Source organism: Maricaulis sp. B-26 (assembly GCF_056857855.1).
Window position 1 is genome coordinate 119242 of the sequence record NZ_JBSXNX010000023.1, and the last position, 17897, is coordinate 137138.

13 protein-coding genes are annotated in these 17897 nt (G+C 61.7%); 8 read left to right on the forward strand and 5 right to left on the reverse strand.

Annotation, left to right across the window (positions count from 1 at the left end):
• Nucleotides 1–132: 132 nt before the first annotated feature.
• The 3 genes from AC13HB_RS09915 (at nucleotide 133) to AC13HB_RS09925 (ending at nucleotide 4189) form a co-directional block, all read left to right on the forward strand.
• Complete coding sequence (locus tag AC13HB_RS09915; RefSeq protein ID WP_482949587.1) at nucleotides 133–2214, forward strand: M13 family metallopeptidase; 2082 nt, start codon at nucleotides 133–135, stop codon at nucleotides 2212–2214.
• A 116-nt stretch (nucleotides 2215–2330) separates the two neighbouring features.
• A complete protein-coding gene (locus AC13HB_RS09920; protein WP_482949588.1) occupies nucleotides 2331–3587 on the forward strand; it encodes a DUF819 family protein in 1257 nt (418 codons plus the stop codon).
• On the forward strand, nucleotides 3584–4189 hold the full coding sequence (locus AC13HB_RS09925; RefSeq protein ID WP_482949589.1) for a gamma-glutamylcyclotransferase: 606 nt from the start codon (nucleotides 3584–3586) through the stop codon (nucleotides 4187–4189). Before AC13HB_RS09920 ends, AC13HB_RS09925 begins: the two co-directional genes overlap by 4 nt.
• Here the strand turns inward: AC13HB_RS09925 and AC13HB_RS09930 are convergent, their stop codons facing one another.
• Complete coding sequence (locus AC13HB_RS09930) at nucleotides 4190–5845, reverse strand: aminotransferase class V-fold PLP-dependent enzyme (RefSeq protein WP_482949590.1); 1656 nt, start codon at nucleotides 5843–5845, stop codon at nucleotides 4190–4192.
• A gap of 125 nt (nucleotides 5846–5970) precedes the next feature.
• Between AC13HB_RS09930 and AC13HB_RS09935 the strand changes: the two genes are divergently transcribed.
• Both AC13HB_RS09935 and AC13HB_RS09940 read left to right on the forward strand, forming a co-directional pair.
• Entirely contained in the window at nucleotides 5971–6432 is a 462-nt protein-coding gene (locus AC13HB_RS09935) for an Lrp/AsnC family transcriptional regulator (protein WP_482949719.1), read from the forward strand.
• A 109-nt stretch (nucleotides 6433–6541) separates the two neighbouring features.
• Complete coding sequence (locus AC13HB_RS09940) at nucleotides 6542–8020, forward strand: MFS transporter (RefSeq protein ID WP_482949591.1); 1479 nt, start codon at nucleotides 6542–6544, stop codon at nucleotides 8018–8020.
• Here the strand turns inward: AC13HB_RS09940 and AC13HB_RS09945 are convergent.
• Genes AC13HB_RS09945 through AC13HB_RS09955 form a run of 3 tightly spaced genes read right to left on the reverse strand, consistent with a single transcriptional unit; the run spans nucleotide 8017 to nucleotide 12777 of the window.
• A complete protein-coding gene (locus tag AC13HB_RS09945) occupies nucleotides 8017–9174 on the reverse strand; it encodes an osmoprotectant NAGGN system M42 family peptidase (protein WP_482949592.1) in 1158 nt (385 codons plus the stop codon). The genes AC13HB_RS09940 and AC13HB_RS09945 overlap by 4 nt on opposite strands.
• Nucleotides 9161–10975, reverse strand: coding sequence for an N-acetylglutaminylglutamine synthetase (ngg, locus tag AC13HB_RS09950; RefSeq protein ID WP_482949593.1), 1815 nt, complete (start codon nucleotides 10973–10975; stop codon nucleotides 9161–9163). Before ngg ends, AC13HB_RS09945 begins: the two co-directional genes overlap by 14 nt.
• A complete protein-coding gene (locus tag AC13HB_RS09955) occupies nucleotides 10972–12777 on the reverse strand; it encodes an N-acetylglutaminylglutamine amidotransferase (protein ID WP_482949594.1) in 1806 nt (601 codons plus the stop codon). Before AC13HB_RS09955 ends, ngg begins: the two co-directional genes overlap by 4 nt.
• 263 nt (nucleotides 12778–13040) lie before the next feature.
• Here AC13HB_RS09955 and AC13HB_RS09960 point away from each other — a divergent pair, with 263 nt between their 5' ends.
• From AC13HB_RS09960 to AC13HB_RS09970, 3 genes are all read left to right on the forward strand, one after another.
• Nucleotides 13041–13550 carry a hypothetical protein gene (locus AC13HB_RS09960; protein ID WP_482949595.1) on the forward strand — a complete coding sequence of 170 codons (510 nt, stop codon included), beginning with the start codon at nucleotides 13041–13043 and terminating at the stop codon, nucleotides 13548–13550.
• A gap of 268 nt (nucleotides 13551–13818) precedes the next feature.
• Nucleotides 13819–14262: a hypothetical protein gene (locus tag AC13HB_RS09965; RefSeq protein WP_482949596.1), complete on the forward strand. Its 444-nt coding sequence runs from the start codon at nucleotides 13819–13821 to the stop codon at nucleotides 14260–14262.
• Entirely contained in the window at nucleotides 14259–15524 is a 1266-nt protein-coding gene (locus tag AC13HB_RS09970; protein ID WP_482949597.1) for a relaxase/mobilization nuclease domain-containing protein, read from the forward strand. Before AC13HB_RS09965 ends, AC13HB_RS09970 begins: the two co-directional genes overlap by 4 nt.
• 53 nt (nucleotides 15525–15577) lie before the next feature.
• Here AC13HB_RS09970 and AC13HB_RS09975 read toward each other — a convergent pair whose 3' ends face one another.
• Nucleotides 15578–17896, reverse strand: coding sequence for an AAA family ATPase (locus tag AC13HB_RS09975; RefSeq protein ID WP_482949598.1), 2319 nt, complete (start codon nucleotides 17894–17896; stop codon nucleotides 15578–15580).
• Nucleotide 17897 lies beyond the last annotated feature (1 nt).

The window sequence follows — 17897 nt, forward strand, 5'->3', positions numbered from 1 at the left end:
GCCGTTTTGCTTTGTGTGGGCGGTCTGGCCCGTCCGGTCGCTGCAATGTGACAAGACGGTCAGTTGCAGTCCAGAATTCTCCCCCTACTGTCTTCGCCCATGTTTATCGGGAAATCCCTGGGGAGTTCATCCATGAAGAAGTATCTGCTCGGAGGCGCATGTCTGGCGCTTCTCGCCGCCTGCAACCCGGCGGCCGAAACGCCTGAAGCCAATGACGCCGCCGCGACCGAGGCCGCTGCCGCCACGGAAATGTCGGGCAGCCCGGCGCTGGGCGACTGGGGCATCCAGACCCAGCATGTCAGCGACACCGTCCATCCGGGCAATGACTTCTTCCGCTATGTGAATGAAGGCTGGCTCGACACAACCGAACTGCCGGCCGGCTTCTCGAGCTTCGGCGCCTTCACCGAACTCTATCTGGAATCGGAAGAACGTATCGAGGGCATCATCCACGAAGCCTCGGCCAGCGAAGCCGAGGCTGGCACGCTGTCCCAGCAGGTCGGCGACCTCTATGCCAGCTTCATGGATACCGAACGCCTCGAAGCGCTCGGCCTCGACCCCGCCCGTCCGGGTCTCGAGCGGATCGCTGCAGCGTCCACCCACCAGGACATCGCAAACCTGATGGGCGCACCGGGCACGGATTCGATCTTCGGCGCCGGCGTCGGTCGCGACCCGGGCAATCCGCAGCGCTACATCGTCTCCGTCGGCCAGTCGGGCCTCGGCCTTCCCGACCGCGACTACTATCTGCGCGACGATGAGCGTTTCCAGCAATATCGCGATGCCTATATCGCCTACATGACCGACGTGTTCGAGATGATCGGCATGGACAATGGCGCCGAGCGTGCGCAGTCCATCCTGGAACTCGAGCGCGCCATCGCCGAGATTCACTGGACTCGGGCGGAAAGCCGCGACCGGGTTGCGACCTACAATCTGATGACCACGGACGAGCTGAACAGCTATGCCGCCGGCTTCCCCTGGGACGCGTTCATGACGTCCCTGGATTTTGGCGACCAGTCGGAAGTCGTCGTTCGCCAGAACACGGCCATCCAGTCCCTCGCCCAGCTCTTCAGCGAAATTCCGGTCGAGACCTGGCAGGACTACCTCGCCTTCCACTGGATGGAGAGCCACCGCAACCAGCTGACGCCGGCCTTCTACGAACGATCCTTTGATTTCTACAATCGCACGCTGAGCGGCACGGAAGAGCCGCGCCCGCGTGAAGACCGGGCCGTCCAGTACGTCAATGGCTCCATGGGCCAGGCCATCGGCCAGATCTATGTCGAGCGCTACTTCCCGCCGGAATACAAGGCCCAGATGGAAGAACTCGTCGGCTATCTCCGTGCCGCCCTGCGCGAGCGGATCGAGACGCTGGAATGGATGGATGACGAGACTCGCGTCGAAGCCTTCGACAAGCTCGAGAAATTCCTGCCGAAGATCGGCTATCCCGACGTCTGGCCGGATTATTCCGATATCGAGATCCGTGCCGACGATCTGTGGGGCAATGCCGAGCGCATCAATGCCTGGTTCCGTGCGGACAGCCGCGAGCGCCTGCGCGGTCCGATCCGCGAGTGGGAATGGTTCATGTCGCCGCAGACGGTGAACGCCTATTACAGCTCCACGGCCAACGAGATCGTCTTCCCGGCGGCCATCCTGCAGGGCCCCTTCTTCGATCCCTTCGCCGACCCGGCCGTCAATTTCGGCGGTATCGGCGCGGTGATCGGTCATGAAATGGGCCATGGCTTCGACGACCAGGGCAGCCAGTCCGACGGCGACGGCGTTCTGCGCAACTGGTGGACCGACTTCTCGCGCGAACAGTTCGACGCACGCACCGACCAGATCGTGGCGCAGTACGAAGCGTTCTCGCCGGTCGAGGGTATGAATGTCGACGGCCGCCTGACCCTGGGCGAGAATATCGGCGATATCGGCGGTCTCTCCATGGCCTACCGGGCCTACCAGATGTACCAGGCCGATCATGGCGAGGCGCAGGACATCGACGGCTTCACCGACGATCAGCGCTTCTTCATGGCCTGGGCCCAGGTCTGGCGGAATGTGCGTACCGAAGACAGCCTGCGCTCGCAGCTGCTCGGCGATCCGCACAGCCCGGCGCAGTACCGGGTCAACGGCGTCGTCCGTAATATGGACGTCTGGTACGACGCCTTCGGCGTGACCGAGGACCACGACCTCTACCTGCCGGAAGAGGATCGCGTCTCTATCTGGTAAGTCTCCGGCTTTCCTGACGAAACGGCCCGGCCCTGCGCCGGGCCGTTTTGCGTTGCGCTCTTGCGAAATGCGAGCGGAACCGGTCTTATCGGCGCAAATCCACCGGGGGAGACATCATGGAAGCCGAAGCCGCACCGCTTGTGACCAATGACGCCATCGTGCTCGGCCTGCTGGCCGTGCTGCTGGGCGGAGTGTTCTGGACCTCGACCTCCGGCCTGCGCTTCTTCAAGGGCTTCTACCGGATCTTTCCGCCGCTCCTGCTCTGCTATTTCCTGCCCTCGCTGCTGAACACGTTCAACATCGTCGATGCGGAAGAATCCAACCTCTACTTCGTCGCTTCGCGCTATCTCCTGCCGGCAGCCCTCGTCCTGCTGACCATGTCGGCCGACCTGCCCGCCACCTTCAAGCTGGGGCCAAGGGCGCTGATCATGTTCCTGACCGGTACGGCCGGCGTGGTCATCGGCGGACCGGTCGCCCTGCTGATCGCCAGCGCCATCTTCCCGGACGTGATCGGCGTGGACGGTCCGGATGCGGTCTGGCGTGGCATGACCACGGTCGCGGGCAGCTGGATCGGCGGCGGCGCCAACCAGGCCGCCATGTACGAGGTCTTCCAGGTCGGCGACGAGATCTTCTCGGCCTGGGTCGCGGTCGACGTTATCGTGGCCAATGTCTGGATGGCCTTCCTGCTCTTCGCCGCCAGCAATAATCGCGCGATCGATGCACGCATCGGCTCCGACACCCGCGCGGTGGACCATTTGCGGGTGAAGTCGGAGGCCTATGAGAGTGAGCACGCACGCATTCCCGAGCTTCGCGATCTCATGTTTATCGCCGCGATCGGATTCGGCTCCGTCGCCCTGGCCCACTTCATGGCCGACCAGCTGGCGCCCTGGTTCAGCGAGATGTCCCCGGCCCTGGCCGACATGGCTCTGGGTTCGGGCTTCTTCTGGCTCGTCCTCGTGGCGACGATCATCGGCGTCGTGCTGTCCTTCACCAAGGCCCGCAAGCTGACCTCTGTCGGCTCGATGAAGACCGGTTCCGTCTTCATCTACATCCTGGTCGCCACGATCGGCATGAATATGGACATCACGGCGATCGCGCGGAATCCGGAATTCTTCCTGATCGGCCTGATCTGGGTCTCGATCCACGCCGCCCTGCTGATCATCATGGCGGTTCTGATCAAGGCGCCGACCTTCTTCCTCGCCGTGGGCAGCCAGGCCAATATCGGCGGCGCGGCCTCCGCGCCGGTCGTGGCCTCGGCCTTCCACCCCTCGCTCGCGCCGGTCGGCGTGCTGCTCGCCATTCTCGGCTATATCCTCGGCACCGCCGCCGCAACGCTGACGGGTGAAATCCTGCGGGTGATCGCCGGCGCATGACGGATTACGTCATTGGTTATGGAAGCCTGCTGAGCGGTTATAGCCGGCGTACCTATTCCGGCATCCAGGAGGGCGTGCTGCCTGTTCGGGCGCATGGCTGGCGGCGCGGCTGGACGGTGCGCTATCCCGACGAGGCCGCCACCTATGCCGGCGTGCGGACGGCGCCGGGGCATGTACTCGACGCCGCTCTCGTACCGACGCTGATCACGCCGGAGCTGAAGCACCGCGAACGCGGCTATGTCTTCACGGAAGTCCCGCGCGGGACGGTCGAACCGGCCCGGCCGGGCGACCGTCTGCCCGAAGGCCGGTTCTGGATCGTGGTCAATCGCGAGCAGGTCCGCGCCGATGCGGAGCATCCCATCCCGCAGAGCTATGTCGATACCTGCCTGGCCGGATGTCTGGAAACCGGTGGCGATGTTCTGGCGAGCGCGTTTATCCGTCATACCGAATTATGGGATGCGCACTGGGTGGACGACCGGGATGCGGAGCAGCCGCTCTATCCGCGGCTCACGCCCGTCGATGCGCAGGAACGCGCGCATATCGACGCCTTGCTGGAGGCGGCCGGCGTGCTGCGCTATCGCCAGCCTGCGGGGCGTTACTAGCTAGACCGCCATGCCGGCGGCCCGATTTTCAGCGCCGGCACCGAACCGCGCAGCGAGTTCGTGCGCCTCGCACAGAGCGGCCGAGCGGAGAGCCCCCGCACTGCAGCACTCGCAATCCACAGCCTTCACACGTCCCTCGCCCGACAACAGCCGCGCCGGGAAGACAGGCGCATCGATGCCCTCTTCCCCGCCCCAGCTCCAGGCACCGGTTTGCGGGTCGCAATCGTAGAGTCCGGCGAAACAGGCCGCATGCTCTGCGAGGAAAGCGACCGCTTCGATCAGATAGTCGATCTCCTCATCGCTCATCAGCCAGTGCAGGCTGACCCGGCACCAGCCCGGTCGCGCGCCGGTCTCACCAGCCAGGACCCGCTCGCGGATCTCCATGCTGGACGCCATGTCGAGCCCCAGAAGCGCATGCCCGTACGGCCCGGCACAGGAACAGCCTGCCCGCGACTGGATGCCGAACAAGTCGTTGAGCAGGACGGTGACCAGGCGCGGCGGCACCAGCGCGCCGTCGGCGCCGCGCAGATTGAAGGAGACGATCCCGATCCGGCGGTCCGGATCGGCGGGACCGAGGATTTCGATCCGCGGATGCGCCTGCCAGGTCCCGAAAGCCCGCAACAGGGCCGCGTGTTCTCGCGCCTCGATCGTGCCATGCCCGATCTCGTCCTGCAGCTGGAGCGCCAGCGCGGCACGCACGAGCTGCGGCAATCCGGGCGTGCCGGCCCGCTCGCGCGCCTCGACATCCTCGATGAAGTCGTGCCCGCCCGGCCAGACATAACGCACCGTGCCGCCGGCGCTCTGGGTCGGAGGCAGATCGGTGCGGTAGAGCGCGCGATCGAAAAGGAGGAGCCCGCAGCTTCCCGGACCGCCGACGAATTTGTGCGGCGAGAAATACACCGCATCGATCCGCGCACCCTCATCGCCCTCCGGGTGCATGTCGATCGGCAGATAGGGCGCGCTGGCCGCGCAATCGAGACAGAAGACGGCCTCATGGGCATGCAGCAGACGCGCCAGGGCCCGTACATCTGTTTTCACGCCGGTGACATTGGATGCGGCGGAAAAGGCACCGATCTTGCGCTTGCCGGCATGGCGCGGATCAGCGAGCGCCTGCTCCAGCGCCGCCATGTCCAGACCGCCGCGCTCGTCGAGCGGGATCGTTACGGTGTCGGCGAGGCTTTCGCGCCAGCTCAGCTCGTTGGAATGATGTTCATAAGGGCCGATGAAGACGACGGTGTCGGCCTCCCGCTCGGCCAGACCGCCGAGCCGGTCGCGCGTCGCCGGCGGAATGGCGAGGCCGAGGATTTCCTGGAGCTTGTGAATAGCCCCGGTCGCGCCGGACGCGCAGGGGATAAGACAGTCTTCGGGACCGGCATTGACCGCAGACTTGATCCGCGCCTCCGCCTCGCGCATCCAGGCATTGCTGGCGCGGCCGGTGGCGCTGTCTTCGGTATGCGGGTTGGCGTAGTCGACCGAGAGGGCGGACATCACAGCCTCGACGGCTTCCACGCTGCGACCGGATGCGGTGTAGTCGGCGTAGAGCAGTGGCTTGCGGCCGAAAGGCGTGTCCAACGTGGCGTCGCTGCCCGACAACCCCTTTCGCAGATCGGCAATGCGCACTTCGTCCGTCTCCATTTCCACCCTGTCTTTTGCCACCTTGGCCAGCCTCCGATTCCCTGAGCGCACAGAAAAGCATCGTTTCGGGAGGGATTTTTCCCAAAATTTGTCGCCTTTGGACTATGCGGTAGTGATTTTCACTACTATGACTCTCAATCATGGATATCGACAGCTATGACGCCCGACTTTTGCGCGCAATCCAGTCCAATTCCGACCGAACCGTGCAGGAACTCGCCGACCTGATCGGGCTCAGCCCGACGCCGACAGCCCGGCGCCTCAAGCGACTGGCCGAAGCCGGGATTATCGACCGGCATGTCGCCCTGCTCGACCCGGAAGCGCTCGGCTTGCAAGCCACGCTCTTCATCGCCGTGCGAACCAGCCAGCACGATGCGGCCTGGCTCGAACGCTTCGCCGAAGGCGTCAAACGCATGCCGGAGGTCGTGGAATTTTACCGGCTGAGCGGCGATATCGACTATCTGATCAAGCTCTGCCTTCCCGATGTGCGCGCCTATGACGAGGTCTACAAAAAGCTGATCGCCATCGCACCGCTCTCCGACGTCAGCGCCAGTTTCGCCATGGAAGCCATCAAGAACACGACCGAGCTTCCCATCCCGGCCCCCCGCTGACCGGGCACGGCTTGAAACGCCCCTCGCGATACGAGAAGCTCCGCGCCAGACGCTCTCCGGCCCTTGCACCGGCCGCCCCGCCCACACACGCGACAAAGACGGCAGCCTCATGACGGATTTCCCCGATGATACGACGCTCCCCCGCAATGCAGCGGTGGAAGGCTATCGCAATGTCGCCGCCATCGTACTGGCCCTGACGGTCATGCAGGCGGCGGTGGGCGCCCTGTCCGTCGTCGGCCCGCTCACACTTCTCGCCCAGGGCGCGTCTTCGCTGAAAATCGGCATCATCGTGACCGGCTATGCACTCGGCTTCCTGCTGGGCGCGCACCTCGCACCGAAGGAGATCCGGCGTATCGGTCATATCCGGGCCGTCGCCGCCTTCGCCGCCGCCGCCTCGATCGCAGCTGCCCTGCTTCACGCCAATGATGCATTGGTCTGGTGGATGCTGATGCAGTTCATCATGGGGATGTGCGTCGCGGGCCTGCTGGCTTCCGGAGAGAGCTGGATCGCCGATGCGGCGCCCAGCGAACACCGGGGCGCCATTCTCGGCTTCTATCTGGTTGCCTCGAAGGTCGGCTTCATGACCGGGCCTTTCCTGGCCGCCTCGGTTCCCCCCGGAGCCGCGACCGGCTTTCTCATTGTCGCCGCACTCTTCACAGCCAGCCTGATACCGGCCTGCGCCACCAATCGCGCCCATCCCCGCATCCCGGAGACAGAGCCCTTCAGCCCGCTACGGGTCTGGCAGATCGCGCCGTCAGCGATCATTGCCGCCTTCACGGCAGGCCTCGTCAACGGTGCCGTGCTTCAGCTCTATGCCGTCTATAGCGGCAGTCTCGGCGGCGCAGGGTCCGCGATGGCGCAGACAGCCGCCATCTTCAACGCGGCCCTGATCGGCGGGTCGGTCCTCGCCCAGTGGCCGGCAGGCATCATTTCCGACCGCATGGACCGGCGCATCGTGATTGCCGCCCTCGCGATCATCAGCGGTGCGGCTGCGCTCGTGCTCGCGCTCTTCTCCGGCATTCTGCCGCAGGGTGCGATTTACGGGATCGCCGCCATCTGGGGCGCCGGCGCTCTTTCCTATTACGGCATTGCGGTCGCACACGCCGCGGACCGCGCTCCGGAAGGCGATGCCACCAGCATGATGTCGGGCATTCTCATGGTCTGGGCGCTCGGCTCCATTATCGGCCCGCTCGGCGCCAGTTCGGTGATGAGCCTGACCGGCCCGTCCGGTCTCTTCCTTTTCGCCGCTGTGGCACTGGCAGGGCTCGCACTCGCCATGATCTATCGCCGCACGGATACGCCGCCCGTTCGGGAGGGCGACAAGTCCGACTTCGAACCAACCTCGGCCACGAGTATCGCCGTCGTCGAACTCACGGAAGTAGCCGGTGAGGAGGCGGAAGCCGGGGCCGAAACGGGAGAGGGTTTCGACGGCGAGTATGATTACGGTTTCGAGCGGCAGTCTCAGGCCCGCTCCTTTCCCTCGGACAAGACGGGCGGCACGACTCCGGAGCACGAGGCCCCGGCCGACGAGGACCCTGACGACGAGGACCCTGATGACGAGGAACCGGGCGGCTACTGGCGCAACTAGCCGCCCTCCGCCGGCTCGGTGGGCTGTTCGGTAAAGCCCGACAGATCGCCGGACGGTGCAGCGTCGCGCTTGATCTCCACCTCGCTCATCGCATAGGCGCCGAGCAGGCGTGCCACGGAGAAAAGTGCGTTCTCGTGCACGCGCTCATAGCCGTGCGAAGCGTCGATCCCGAAGGTGACCAGAGCCGTACGCACATCCGCCCCGCCCTCGATCGCCGAGGCCGCATCGGAACGGTAATAGCGGAACACATCCCGCTGATGCGGGATGGAATGATCGCGGGCGAGGTGAAGAAGCTTGGTGGTCAGATGATAGTCGAAGGGTCCGGTCATATCGGCCATGCCGATCGTCACGCCCGTTTCCTTGGAATTCTGCCCCGGCGCCACGGCACCATTGTCGACGGCCACCATGGAGGCCACGTCATGGGTCAGGATGGATGACGCCCCGACCCCGACCTCCTCGGATATCGAGAACAGGAAAAGCGTGTCCACCGGCGGCGTCACGTCATTGTCGCGAAGCGCTTTCAATGCCGTGAGCATCGCGGCCACGCCGCCCTTGTCGTCGAGATGGCGTGAAACCACGAAACCGTTCTGCAGATATTCCGTGCAGGGGTCGATGGCGACGAAGTCGCCGACAGCAATGCCCAGCGCCTTCGCGTCGACGGCGGCCACGCCAAGGGCGGCAGCCTCGATATCCGTATGCATGGGCGCGTCGATTCGCAGCTCGACCTGGCTCCAGGCGACCGGCTGGGTGTCGATCTCCTTGTTATAGACATGGCCGGAAGCCTTCAGCGGCAGGATGGAGCCGCGATAGCTGCCGTGCTCCGTGAAGATCGTGCAGCGCGCGCCCTCCGCGAAGCGCGCCGACCAGTGCCCGATCGGGACAAGGGAAAGGCGTCCATTGTCCTTGAGATAGGAGACCTGCGCGCCCAGTGTGTCGACATGCGAGATGATGGCGCGCGCCGGCTGTTCGCGCCGGCCGGGAAGTCGCGACCGGATCGCGCCGCGCCGCGTCAGCTCGAATTCGACGCCGAGCCGTTCCAGTTCCTCGCCGCACCAGCGCGCGATCTCGTCCGTATAGCCGCTCGGGCTGGGGATCGCGAGCAGGGTCTTCAGGGTATCGCGAAGATAGTCTTCATCAATTTCAATGCCTTGCATCCTCGTCTCCAGGTCTGGGTACATCGATGCGAATGGTCTGGGGGAAGAGCAGATCGATGAAACGCTCGACCACCGGCTGGGGTTCATGATTGGCGAGGCCGGGACGCTCATTCGCCTCGATGAAGACGAATTCGTCGAGCACCGGCGCCTTGACGATGAAGTCGAGCCCGACGACGGGCATGTCGAGCGCCCGTGCCGCCGCGATCGAGGCTTCCACGATGCGCGGATGCAGGAGATCCGTCACATCGTGCAGCGTCCCGCCCGTATGCAGATTGGCCGTGCGGCGCACTTCGAGCGTCTCCGACGCGTCCAGAACATCGTCCAGGCCATACCCCGCCGCCCGGACACAGCGCTCGGTCTCCGCATCGAGCGGGATCCGGCTCTCCCCGCCGGTTGCGGCTTCGCGACGGCGGCTCAGCCCCTCGATGAGCGCCCTCACCGTCTTCTTGCCGTCACCGGATATTTCCGGTCGCTTGCGAAGAGCACCGGCGACCACCGCCCCGTCGATCACGATGACCCGAAGATCATCGCCGGCGACACAGGTCTCCACCAGCACTTGCGGACAGAAGGCCCGGGCCGTTTCGATTGCGGTCTCGAGGTCCTCGCGAGATCGTATATCGACCGTGACCCCTCGACCCTGCTCGCCGCGTGCGGGCTTGACGACAACCGAGCCGCTGCGCTCGAGTAGACCCAGCGCCGCCTCGAAATCCTCGCCGTCGACCGCCTCGGCCACTTCCAGCCCGATCTCGCGCATCAGGCGGCGCGTCACCGCCTTGTCGTCGCAGCGGCTCATGGCGATCGCGGTCGTCAGTTCTGTGAGCGATTCCCGGCAGACGATCGAGCGCCCGCCGAAGGTGAGCCGGAAAAAGCCGCCTTCCGCGTCCAGCACATCCACGGAGATCCCGCGGCGGCGGGCTTCCTGCACGATAATCTCCGCATAGGGATTGAGGCCCTCCTCCAGCGTGTCGCCGGTAAAGAGCTTCTCATTGATCGGGTTCTTCCGCTTGACGGTAAAGAAGGGCGTCCGCTCGAAGCCGAGACGCTCGTAGAGCCCGATCGCGGACTCGTTGTCATGGATCACCGAGAGGTCGACATAGGCCGACCCGCGCGCGGCATAATGGGCGAGCAGGTGTCGCGTCAGCGCCTCGCCCACCCGGGCATGATTGGCGCGCGGGTCGACGGCGAGGCACCAGAGCGATGCACCATTCTCCGGATCGCTGAAACAGCGGGCATGGTCGACCCCGGTCACCGATCCGATGATCTCTCCGGAGCTCTCGTCGACCGCCACGAAATAGGTCAGGCAACGGCTGTCGCGGCGCTCCCAGAAGAAATCGGGATCGACCGAGACCATGCCGCAGGCCGAATAGATCCGGTTGACGGCATCGGCATCGCTGCGCGTGCAGAGCCGGCGAACCGAGAAGCCGCGCGGCGGATCGCCGGCATCGCGAAAAGTGGACAGGTCGCGCCGGTAGGTGTGCGACGGATCGAGGAAGATGTCCTGCGGCGCCAGGGCCAGCAGGACGTGCGGATCGCGCACATAGAAGGCGATATCCCGCCGACCGGGCCTTTCCGCCAGCAATCGGTCGATCAGCGCCTGCTGATCGGAGAAAGTGTGAGCGAAAACGAGCTGCCCCCAGCCGCAATCCAGGCTGACCTCGGGATCGATTTTCGGCAATTCGGAACCGTCCGCGGCAACGCCTTCATCCCGCGGCAGCAGGGATTGCTCGCGCTTGCGCCGAAGCCGGTAGGACATCGCGCCGGATGCCGTCCGCGTCTTCGTACCTGTGCTCGAACGACTCATGCCGCAGCCTCCAGTGCACCGGCCCGTGCCGGTGCGTCATGTGTCTCCAGCCAAAGCGCCAGCACCCCGATCTGCCAGAGCTTGGATCCGCGCAGCTTGGTGATGTGCGCCTCGGGGTCGCGCAGAAGGGTCTCCACATACTCGTCCCGCACCAGGCCGCGATCGCGGAAGCCCTGAGAGCGGACCGCGTCTGCGACCATGTCGAGGAAATCGCCGCGCAGATATTTCAGGGCCGGCACCGGGAAATAGCCCTTGGGCCGGTCGATGACCTCGTGCGGCAGGATTTCGCGGGCCAGATGTTTGAGCACGCCCTTGCCTTCCTGCTCGAGATGAAGCTCGGCCGGGCAGCGCGCCGCCAGCTCGATGACCTCGTGGTCGAGGAAGGGCACACGCGCCTCCAGCCCCCAGGCCATGGTCATGTTGTCCACCCGCTTTACCGGGTCGTCGACCAGCATGACCTGGGTGTCGAGCCTTAGCGCCTTGTCCAGCGGCGAAGCCGCACCGCCGCGCTCGAAGTGATCGCGTACATATTCGCCCGCATGGTCGGCTCCGAGCCATCCCGGCTGCAGCAGTTCGCCCATCTCTTCGTGCGAGCGGTCGAAAAAGGCGTCGCGATAGGTGGCAAAAGCGTCGTTCGCGCCCGCCATGGGCGGGTACCAGTGATACCCCGCGAACGCCTCGTCGGCGCCCTGACCGGACTGCACCACCTTCACATGCTTGGAGACCTCTTCCGAAAGAAGATAGAAACCCACGCAGTCATGACTGGTCATCGGCTCCGACATGGCCGAGATCGCCCCCGGCAGCGCATCGAGCGCCCGCGACGCCGCAATCTCCATCTTGTGGTGATGCGTGCCGAAACGCTCGGCGATGATGTCGGAGTATTTGAACTCGTCGCCGGCCTCCCCGCCCACGGTCTCGAAACCGATGGAAAAGGTGTTGAGACCGGTCACGCCGGCCTCGGCGAGCAGCGCGACGATCAGCGAACTGTCCAGCCCGCCCGAGAGCAGCACGCCGATGGGCACATCGGCGACCATGCGGCGGCGCACCGCGTCGCGCAGTGCGGTATGGATGCGGTCATGCCATTCGCCCGGCGACAGGGCCGCTTCGCCCGCAGGCAGCGTGTAGTCGCACTGCCAGTAGACGCTCTCGCGGCGCCGACCATCCGGCTCGATCTCCAGCAGGGTCGCCGGCGGCAGCTTGCGCACGCCCTCGAACAGGGTGCGCGGCGACGGGACCACGGCATGAAAGCTGAAATAATGGTGCAGGGCGACCGGGTCGATATTGCGATCGATATCGCCGGCCGCCAGCAGAGCCGGCAGCGACGAGGCGAAGCGCAGCCCGTCCGGACGTTCGGCGAGATAGAGCGGCTTGATGCCCTGCCTATCGCGGCACAGCACGACCCGGCCGCTGTCGCGCTCGGTTATGGCGAAGGCGAACATGCCCTTGAGCCGTTCCGGCAGATCGCGCCCCCAGGCGTGCCAGCCCTTCAGGATCACTTCCGTGTCGCTGGTGGAGAAAAAGCGATATCCCTTCGCCTCGAGCTCCGCGCGCAATTCACGGTGATTGTAGATACAGCCGTTGAAGGCGAGGCTCAGGCCGAGCTCGGAATCGACCATGGGCTGCGCGCCGGCTTCGGACAGATCGATGATCTTCAGCCGCCGGTGCGCGAGGCCGACGCCATCGCGCAAGACAATACCGTTTCCGTCAGGCCCTCGCCGTCGCATCGCCTGACTCATTCGGGCCAGTGCTTCCGGATCGGAAGACGATTGGCTGAACGACAAGTCGCCGGCAATTCCACACATGCGAAACAGACCTCCTGTATTGAAACTGTATTTGAAAGAAAAAAATCACCTGAGAAGCGTTGATCGGAAGTTCATAAGTAATATGGCACCGCAATTCGAAATTCAAGGAAAGCGCAAACCGTGAAATTTGCCGCTCATTCTATTTTATGCGCACACGCGACCCTTGATTCTTTTCCGTATAACACTATCCCTTAGACACGAATTTATTTCTCGGAGACGCATCAGCGTTCGAGATTCTTTAACGATGGAGACAATTTAGCTTTATGAGACACCGTGAACGCCCGCGCAGGGTCGCCGCTTTCGTTGCCGAGTCCGTCAATATCCAGCAGATGCAGAGCGCCACAGAAGCCCTGAACCGGCACAATCGCCGTGCCGTCCTGGTGTCGGATCAACACGCCCTCCTGCGCGGATATAACGGGAATGCTGAAATCAACTTCGCCGTGGCACAGACCACCGAGGAGACCGATCCGGACGCCTATGACGCGCTGATCCTGCTGGACGGCGCCTCCCGCCTGAAGCCGAGCGCCATCGAGCTGAGCCGCCGCTTCGGCGATGCCGGCAAGCCTGTCGTGGCCCTCAGAGGCAGCGCCGATCTGCTCGCCGGCATGGCCGGCACCGACGCACCGGGCGACGAGACCGCGGCCGCCATGATCGACGGCACGCTCTACCAGAGCGGCGACGACGACTGCGACTGGAAGATCCTGGACGCCGTCGGATCCCGCCTTCAGGGCGGCCCGGGCGATGACGCCGCCCCGCAAAAGCGCCGCGCCTGACGCGATCGCGCCTTGAAGACACAAAAAAACCCCGCTCCTTCGAGCGGGGTTTTTCATGGCGCACATAGCCGCCCCGACAGCACCCGTCAGCGCCCGAAGCGGTCGCAGGTGAGGGCTCAACGAATTGCCATGAGATCAAGGAAATGGCGCGCCTTGAAGGAAATTCTTCGAACGCGCTATTTGAAACATTACAGGATTGGGAGCACCAACTCAAACACTCTGAGATAGACTTCAAGGCTATCTCTCAGAAGCCAAAGGGGCCGCAGCTATGAGCGGCCTAGAGAAAGCAGCAAAGCTGGGCGTTAGCGCCCGTTTCAAGACCGCTGCGGCGCAGCAAGACAAATCAAAGCCTGCACCGCCATTCTCCCTCCGTCTGACCGTTGGAGAGCGCGCAAAGCTCGAACACATGGCCAATGGCATGTCGCTCGGCGCGTATATCAGAAAGCGCCTGTTCGGCGATGATGCAGAGCCGCGAAAGTCACGCCAACGCAGGCCAACTGTTGACCGCATAGCTCTAGCAAGAGCGCTGAGCATCTTGGGCAATTCACGGCTCGCCTCCAACCTCAATCAGATTGCAAAAGGCATCAACAACGGGACACTGCCTTTGGGGCCTGATCTTGAAGCTGAGCTGGTAAGCGCTTGCGCTGATATCCAGACCATGCGCGACGAACTGATGAGGGCACTTCGGACGGGCACTGAGGGGCCGTCATGATCCTCAATGGCAATCAACGCGGCGGCGCGAAAGACCTGGCCATTCACCTCATGAAAGAGGAAAACGATCACGTCGAGCTTTATGAACTTCGCGGTTTTGTCGCCGATGACCTGATGGGCGCTTTTGGAGAAGCGCAGGCGATCAGCAAGGGCACGCGCTGCAAACAGTTTTTGTTCTCGCTGAGCCTGAATCCACCCGAAAAGGAATTGGTGGCTGTTGCAGAGTTTGAGGCCGCGATTGATAAGGTCGAGAAAAAGCTCGGACTTGAAGGCCAGCCTCGTGCCATCGTCTTTCATGAAAAGAATGGACGTCGTCATGCTCATGCTGTGTGGAGCCGGATCGATACGATCAACATGAAAGCGATCCAGCTTTCTCATTCTCACAGAAAGCTGCGAGACGTATCCCGCGAAATCTACAGAGAGCATGGTTGGGAGTTGCCGACTGGTCTGATTGATCGCGACGCCCGTGATCCGAAGAATTTCTCGCTCGCCGAATGGCAACAGGCTCGGCGCATTGGGAAGGACCCACGAGCGATCAAATCAGCGCTGCAAGATGCTTGGGCAATTTCCGATTCCAAGTCGGCATTGGTGCAAGCGCTCGAAGAAAGGGGTTTCACCCTCGCCAAGGGCGACCGACGCGGCTTTGTTGTCCTTGATCGCGACTGCGAGATTTATTCACTTCCCAAGTGGCTTGGCATCAAAACGAAGGCCGTTCGCGAAAAGGTCGGGCCTTCTGCCCCTCTGATGAGTGTCGAGGCGGCCAAGGCCGAGATCGCATTGGCCATGACACCGGCGATGCAACGCCTGGAAGCTGAACGGCGCGCCAAGGCGAGATTGGAGCGTGAGGCTCTAAATCAGCAACGGAAAGAGCTTGTCCGCGTGCAACGTGCGGAGAGAAGGGCGCTACAAGAACGTCATCGCAAGCGCAGGACTGCCGAAGCCCAAAGACGACAGGATCGCTATCGTTCTGGGATCGCTGGTGTGTGGGATATTCTTCGTGGGGAAAAGCGTCGGATCAAAAAGCAAAATGAACTTGAGGCTTGGCAGTGTGTGATGCGTGACCGCTCTGAACGAGACGCGCTTATCTTCGAGCATTTGGAGCAGCGCCGCGAGTTGAACCGCGAGCAGAAACAACAGTATCAGCGTCAAGCGGACTTGAAACTCACTCTCACTGATGAGCAACGCAGATATGAGCAAATGCGCAAGCATCTACAACACTCCGCGAAAGCACGATTATCACGGGATCTGGATCGGGAACGGTAATCAGTGCGTCTATGGGAACAAAGCTTGAAGTTCTTTAAGGCGAGTGATCAGCCTTACGGTTGGGATTGAATGATAGCGATTTGTCCAGAGGCATATTTCTCGACGACTGAGAGTGCTTCTTGGCAAGCCAGCTTTAGGTCATCGTCTGTAGGAGCCTCGTCATAGTAGGTTCCATGACAAAGAGAGTTGATCATTATGCTTTTGATACTGAAGCCCTCCTCTCCAGCAAGATAGGACACAAAGACCTCAAGGCTCTCAGATTTGTCAGGCCTGCAAAAACGCCCAACCGCTTCCAGTACAGACCGGATCGCATTGCCGGTGCCGTGATCGGGATTGTTGCCGTTCGCAACCTGGTAGACGTGCGCAAGCTGTTGCTCAAACGGAGCCACATAGCTCCTCAGGTGGGAAATTTTATGTGTGACGCCATCAGTAGAAAGAGAGAAAGTTGCCTCGTCTTTGACAACCTTGTTCGTCCGGGAAATATTGAAGAAATAGCTGCTGTGGGTGAGGATCAGAAGCTCAGGCCGCACGACTTTGTTGCCGTCTATCTTGCCGGGATTGATGGAAATCTCGCCCTTGTCTGAAATGCCAAGGTGCTTAAGCGTCTGCGCGATAGCAAACACAAAATCATACGACATCGAAGTCACCGGGTCGTCAAACACTAGGAAGAGCTTCCTGTAATCGCTGTTCGAGGTCACCTTCCGATGAACGCATGCTATGAAGTAACAGAAGGCGATCGCAGTCTTCTCTCCATCACTTAACGTGCGGTGCGGACCGCGCATCATCTCGTGATCGCCGCGTTTGAGAACGAAATTGTCTTTGTCAAAGACATATTTGTTCGCAAAGAACTCCTTGAGAAGAAGCTCGAAGGTTTCCGCGACACGAACACGAGCGTCGGTAGACGGGCTTGACTTCTCAAGTGCCGTCAATTCGTCCTGCCTGCTTTTGGTGACACCCCTGAGTAACCTCAAGGCTACGACATCCGCCCAGTTGCTGATCGCAAACTCACGATCAAACACCTCGCATGCTTTGCGTTGCAAAGATTTGCGCTCCTCGTCGGATTTTTCGATAGCCCCGTTGAGCTCCGAGACCTTGATGTTGTTTTCTTCTATGATCTTGTTGATGCCAGTGATGCAGGCAGTGAGGTCGACACTTGGTAGCGAGTGCGGGGTGTACAGCGCGCCAGCCTTCTCTTGGATGGCGCTCTTAATAGAGGTGATGACCGTCTGAACCTCCTTGAACTCCAAATCCCCGTCATTGATTTCGGTGTCTTTTCTGGACGGAACAAAGCGCTTAAGCTTGTTCAATCGCGATTTCTGTCTCGCGACCTGCGTTTCGGCATCTTTCAGCTCAGCCTCTTTTTGGTTGAGCTTGGCGAAGAACTTCCGAAGCTCCGCTTTGTGCTTTTCCTCTTCGTCCTCAAAATATGCGATATAGGCATCGATTATGGCCTTCGGACCGGGGGCTGTAATTCCCTGCTCGCAAAGCGGACATGTCGTGCGGTGCTCGTCCTGAATGATTGTTGCACCGGTTTCATAGAAGCCGTGATGGGTATCGATCTTCTTCTTAATCTCTTCGGAGACGCTTGACAGGGAAGTCACTCGTTGGAGCGAGGCTTCCAATAACCCAAGCTCTATATCGTCACTTCTGATCAAGCCCAGAATATCTGGATATATTGGTTCCGCCGGAATCGCTTTGAGGCTGTCCAAATCCTTGAGGATATCTGCAAAGCATTGCTCGGGAGGCTCCGGCTTTTCGGCAAAGCGCTCAAGCAGGCTGTCGAGGCTTAGAGCTTTATATTCCCGGAGCTGTTTGTTGCTGCCCGCTTTCTCGTGAAGCTCAGCTAGTTTTTCCTTATCGTATTTTTCGCGAAGCGCTGAAATAGCAGCCTGCTCTTCTGCAGCGACCTTTTCCAGAGAGTCCTGGGTATCCTTGAGTTTAATGTTCTCGCTATCAACTGAGATCCGATTTTCGATCTCACCATCAATTTCATATTCGCGCTCTCTCAGCTCTTCCTGCACGAAATCTTCGGAAAACACATGAAAGATAGTATCGGTTACGCTAGCAGATACTCTATCGGTTGGCTTTTCGAGGTGCAGGGAACCCAATACATTCGTGCCGCGTGAGAACGAGAAGCTCCCTTTACCATCAGAAGATTCATCTGAAATTAGATTTTTAGCAGCATCAGAAATGTCGCGACCCTGGGCTTCTAAGTCCAAATAGCGCAGCGCGCGCGATAGGAAGGACTTACCGGTTCCATTACGGGCAAATATTAGATTTTGATTGTACTTTGTGAGGTCACCGCTAAGCGCGAATATCGGACCTAAGTAATTTGCTGTTATTGAAAAGGCGGGTTTGGGAAGCGTGGTCATA

Bases quoted from the DNA above. Each gene is read 5' to 3' on its own strand.
- AC13HB_RS09960 (WP_482949595.1), top strand. From the start codon at position 13,041: ATGAGACACCGTGAACGCCCGCGCAGGGTCGCCGCTTTCGTTGCCGAG.
- AC13HB_RS09920 (WP_482949588.1), top strand. From the start codon at position 2,331: ATGGAAGCCGAAGCCGCACCGCTTGTGACCAATGACGCCATCGTGCTC.
- AC13HB_RS09965 (WP_482949596.1), top strand. From the start codon at position 13,819: ATGAGCGGCCTAGAGAAAGCAGCAAAGCTGGGCGTTAGCGCCCGTTTC.
- AC13HB_RS09970 (WP_482949597.1), top strand. From the start codon at position 14,259: ATGATCCTCAATGGCAATCAACGCGGCGGCGCGAAAGACCTGGCCATT.
- AC13HB_RS09940 (WP_482949591.1), top strand. From the start codon at position 6,542: ATGACGGATTTCCCCGATGATACGACGCTCCCCCGCAATGCAGCGGTG.
- ngg (WP_482949593.1), bottom strand. From the start codon at position 10,975: ATGAGTCGTTCGAGCACAGGTACGAAGACGCGGACGGCATCCGGCGCG.
- AC13HB_RS09975 (WP_482949598.1), bottom strand. From the start codon at position 17,896: ATGACCACGCTTCCCAAACCCGCCTTTTCAATAACAGCAAATTACTTA.
- AC13HB_RS09945 (WP_482949592.1), bottom strand. From the start codon at position 9,174: ATGCAAGGCATTGAAATTGATGAAGACTATCTTCGCGATACCCTGAAG.
- AC13HB_RS09955 (WP_482949594.1), bottom strand. From the start codon at position 12,777: ATGTGTGGAATTGCCGGCGACTTGTCGTTCAGCCAATCGTCTTCCGAT.
- AC13HB_RS09925 (WP_482949589.1), top strand. From the start codon at position 3,584: ATGACGGATTACGTCATTGGTTATGGAAGCCTGCTGAGCGGTTATAGC.
- AC13HB_RS09915 (WP_482949587.1), top strand. From the start codon at position 133: ATGAAGAAGTATCTGCTCGGAGGCGCATGTCTGGCGCTTCTCGCCGCC.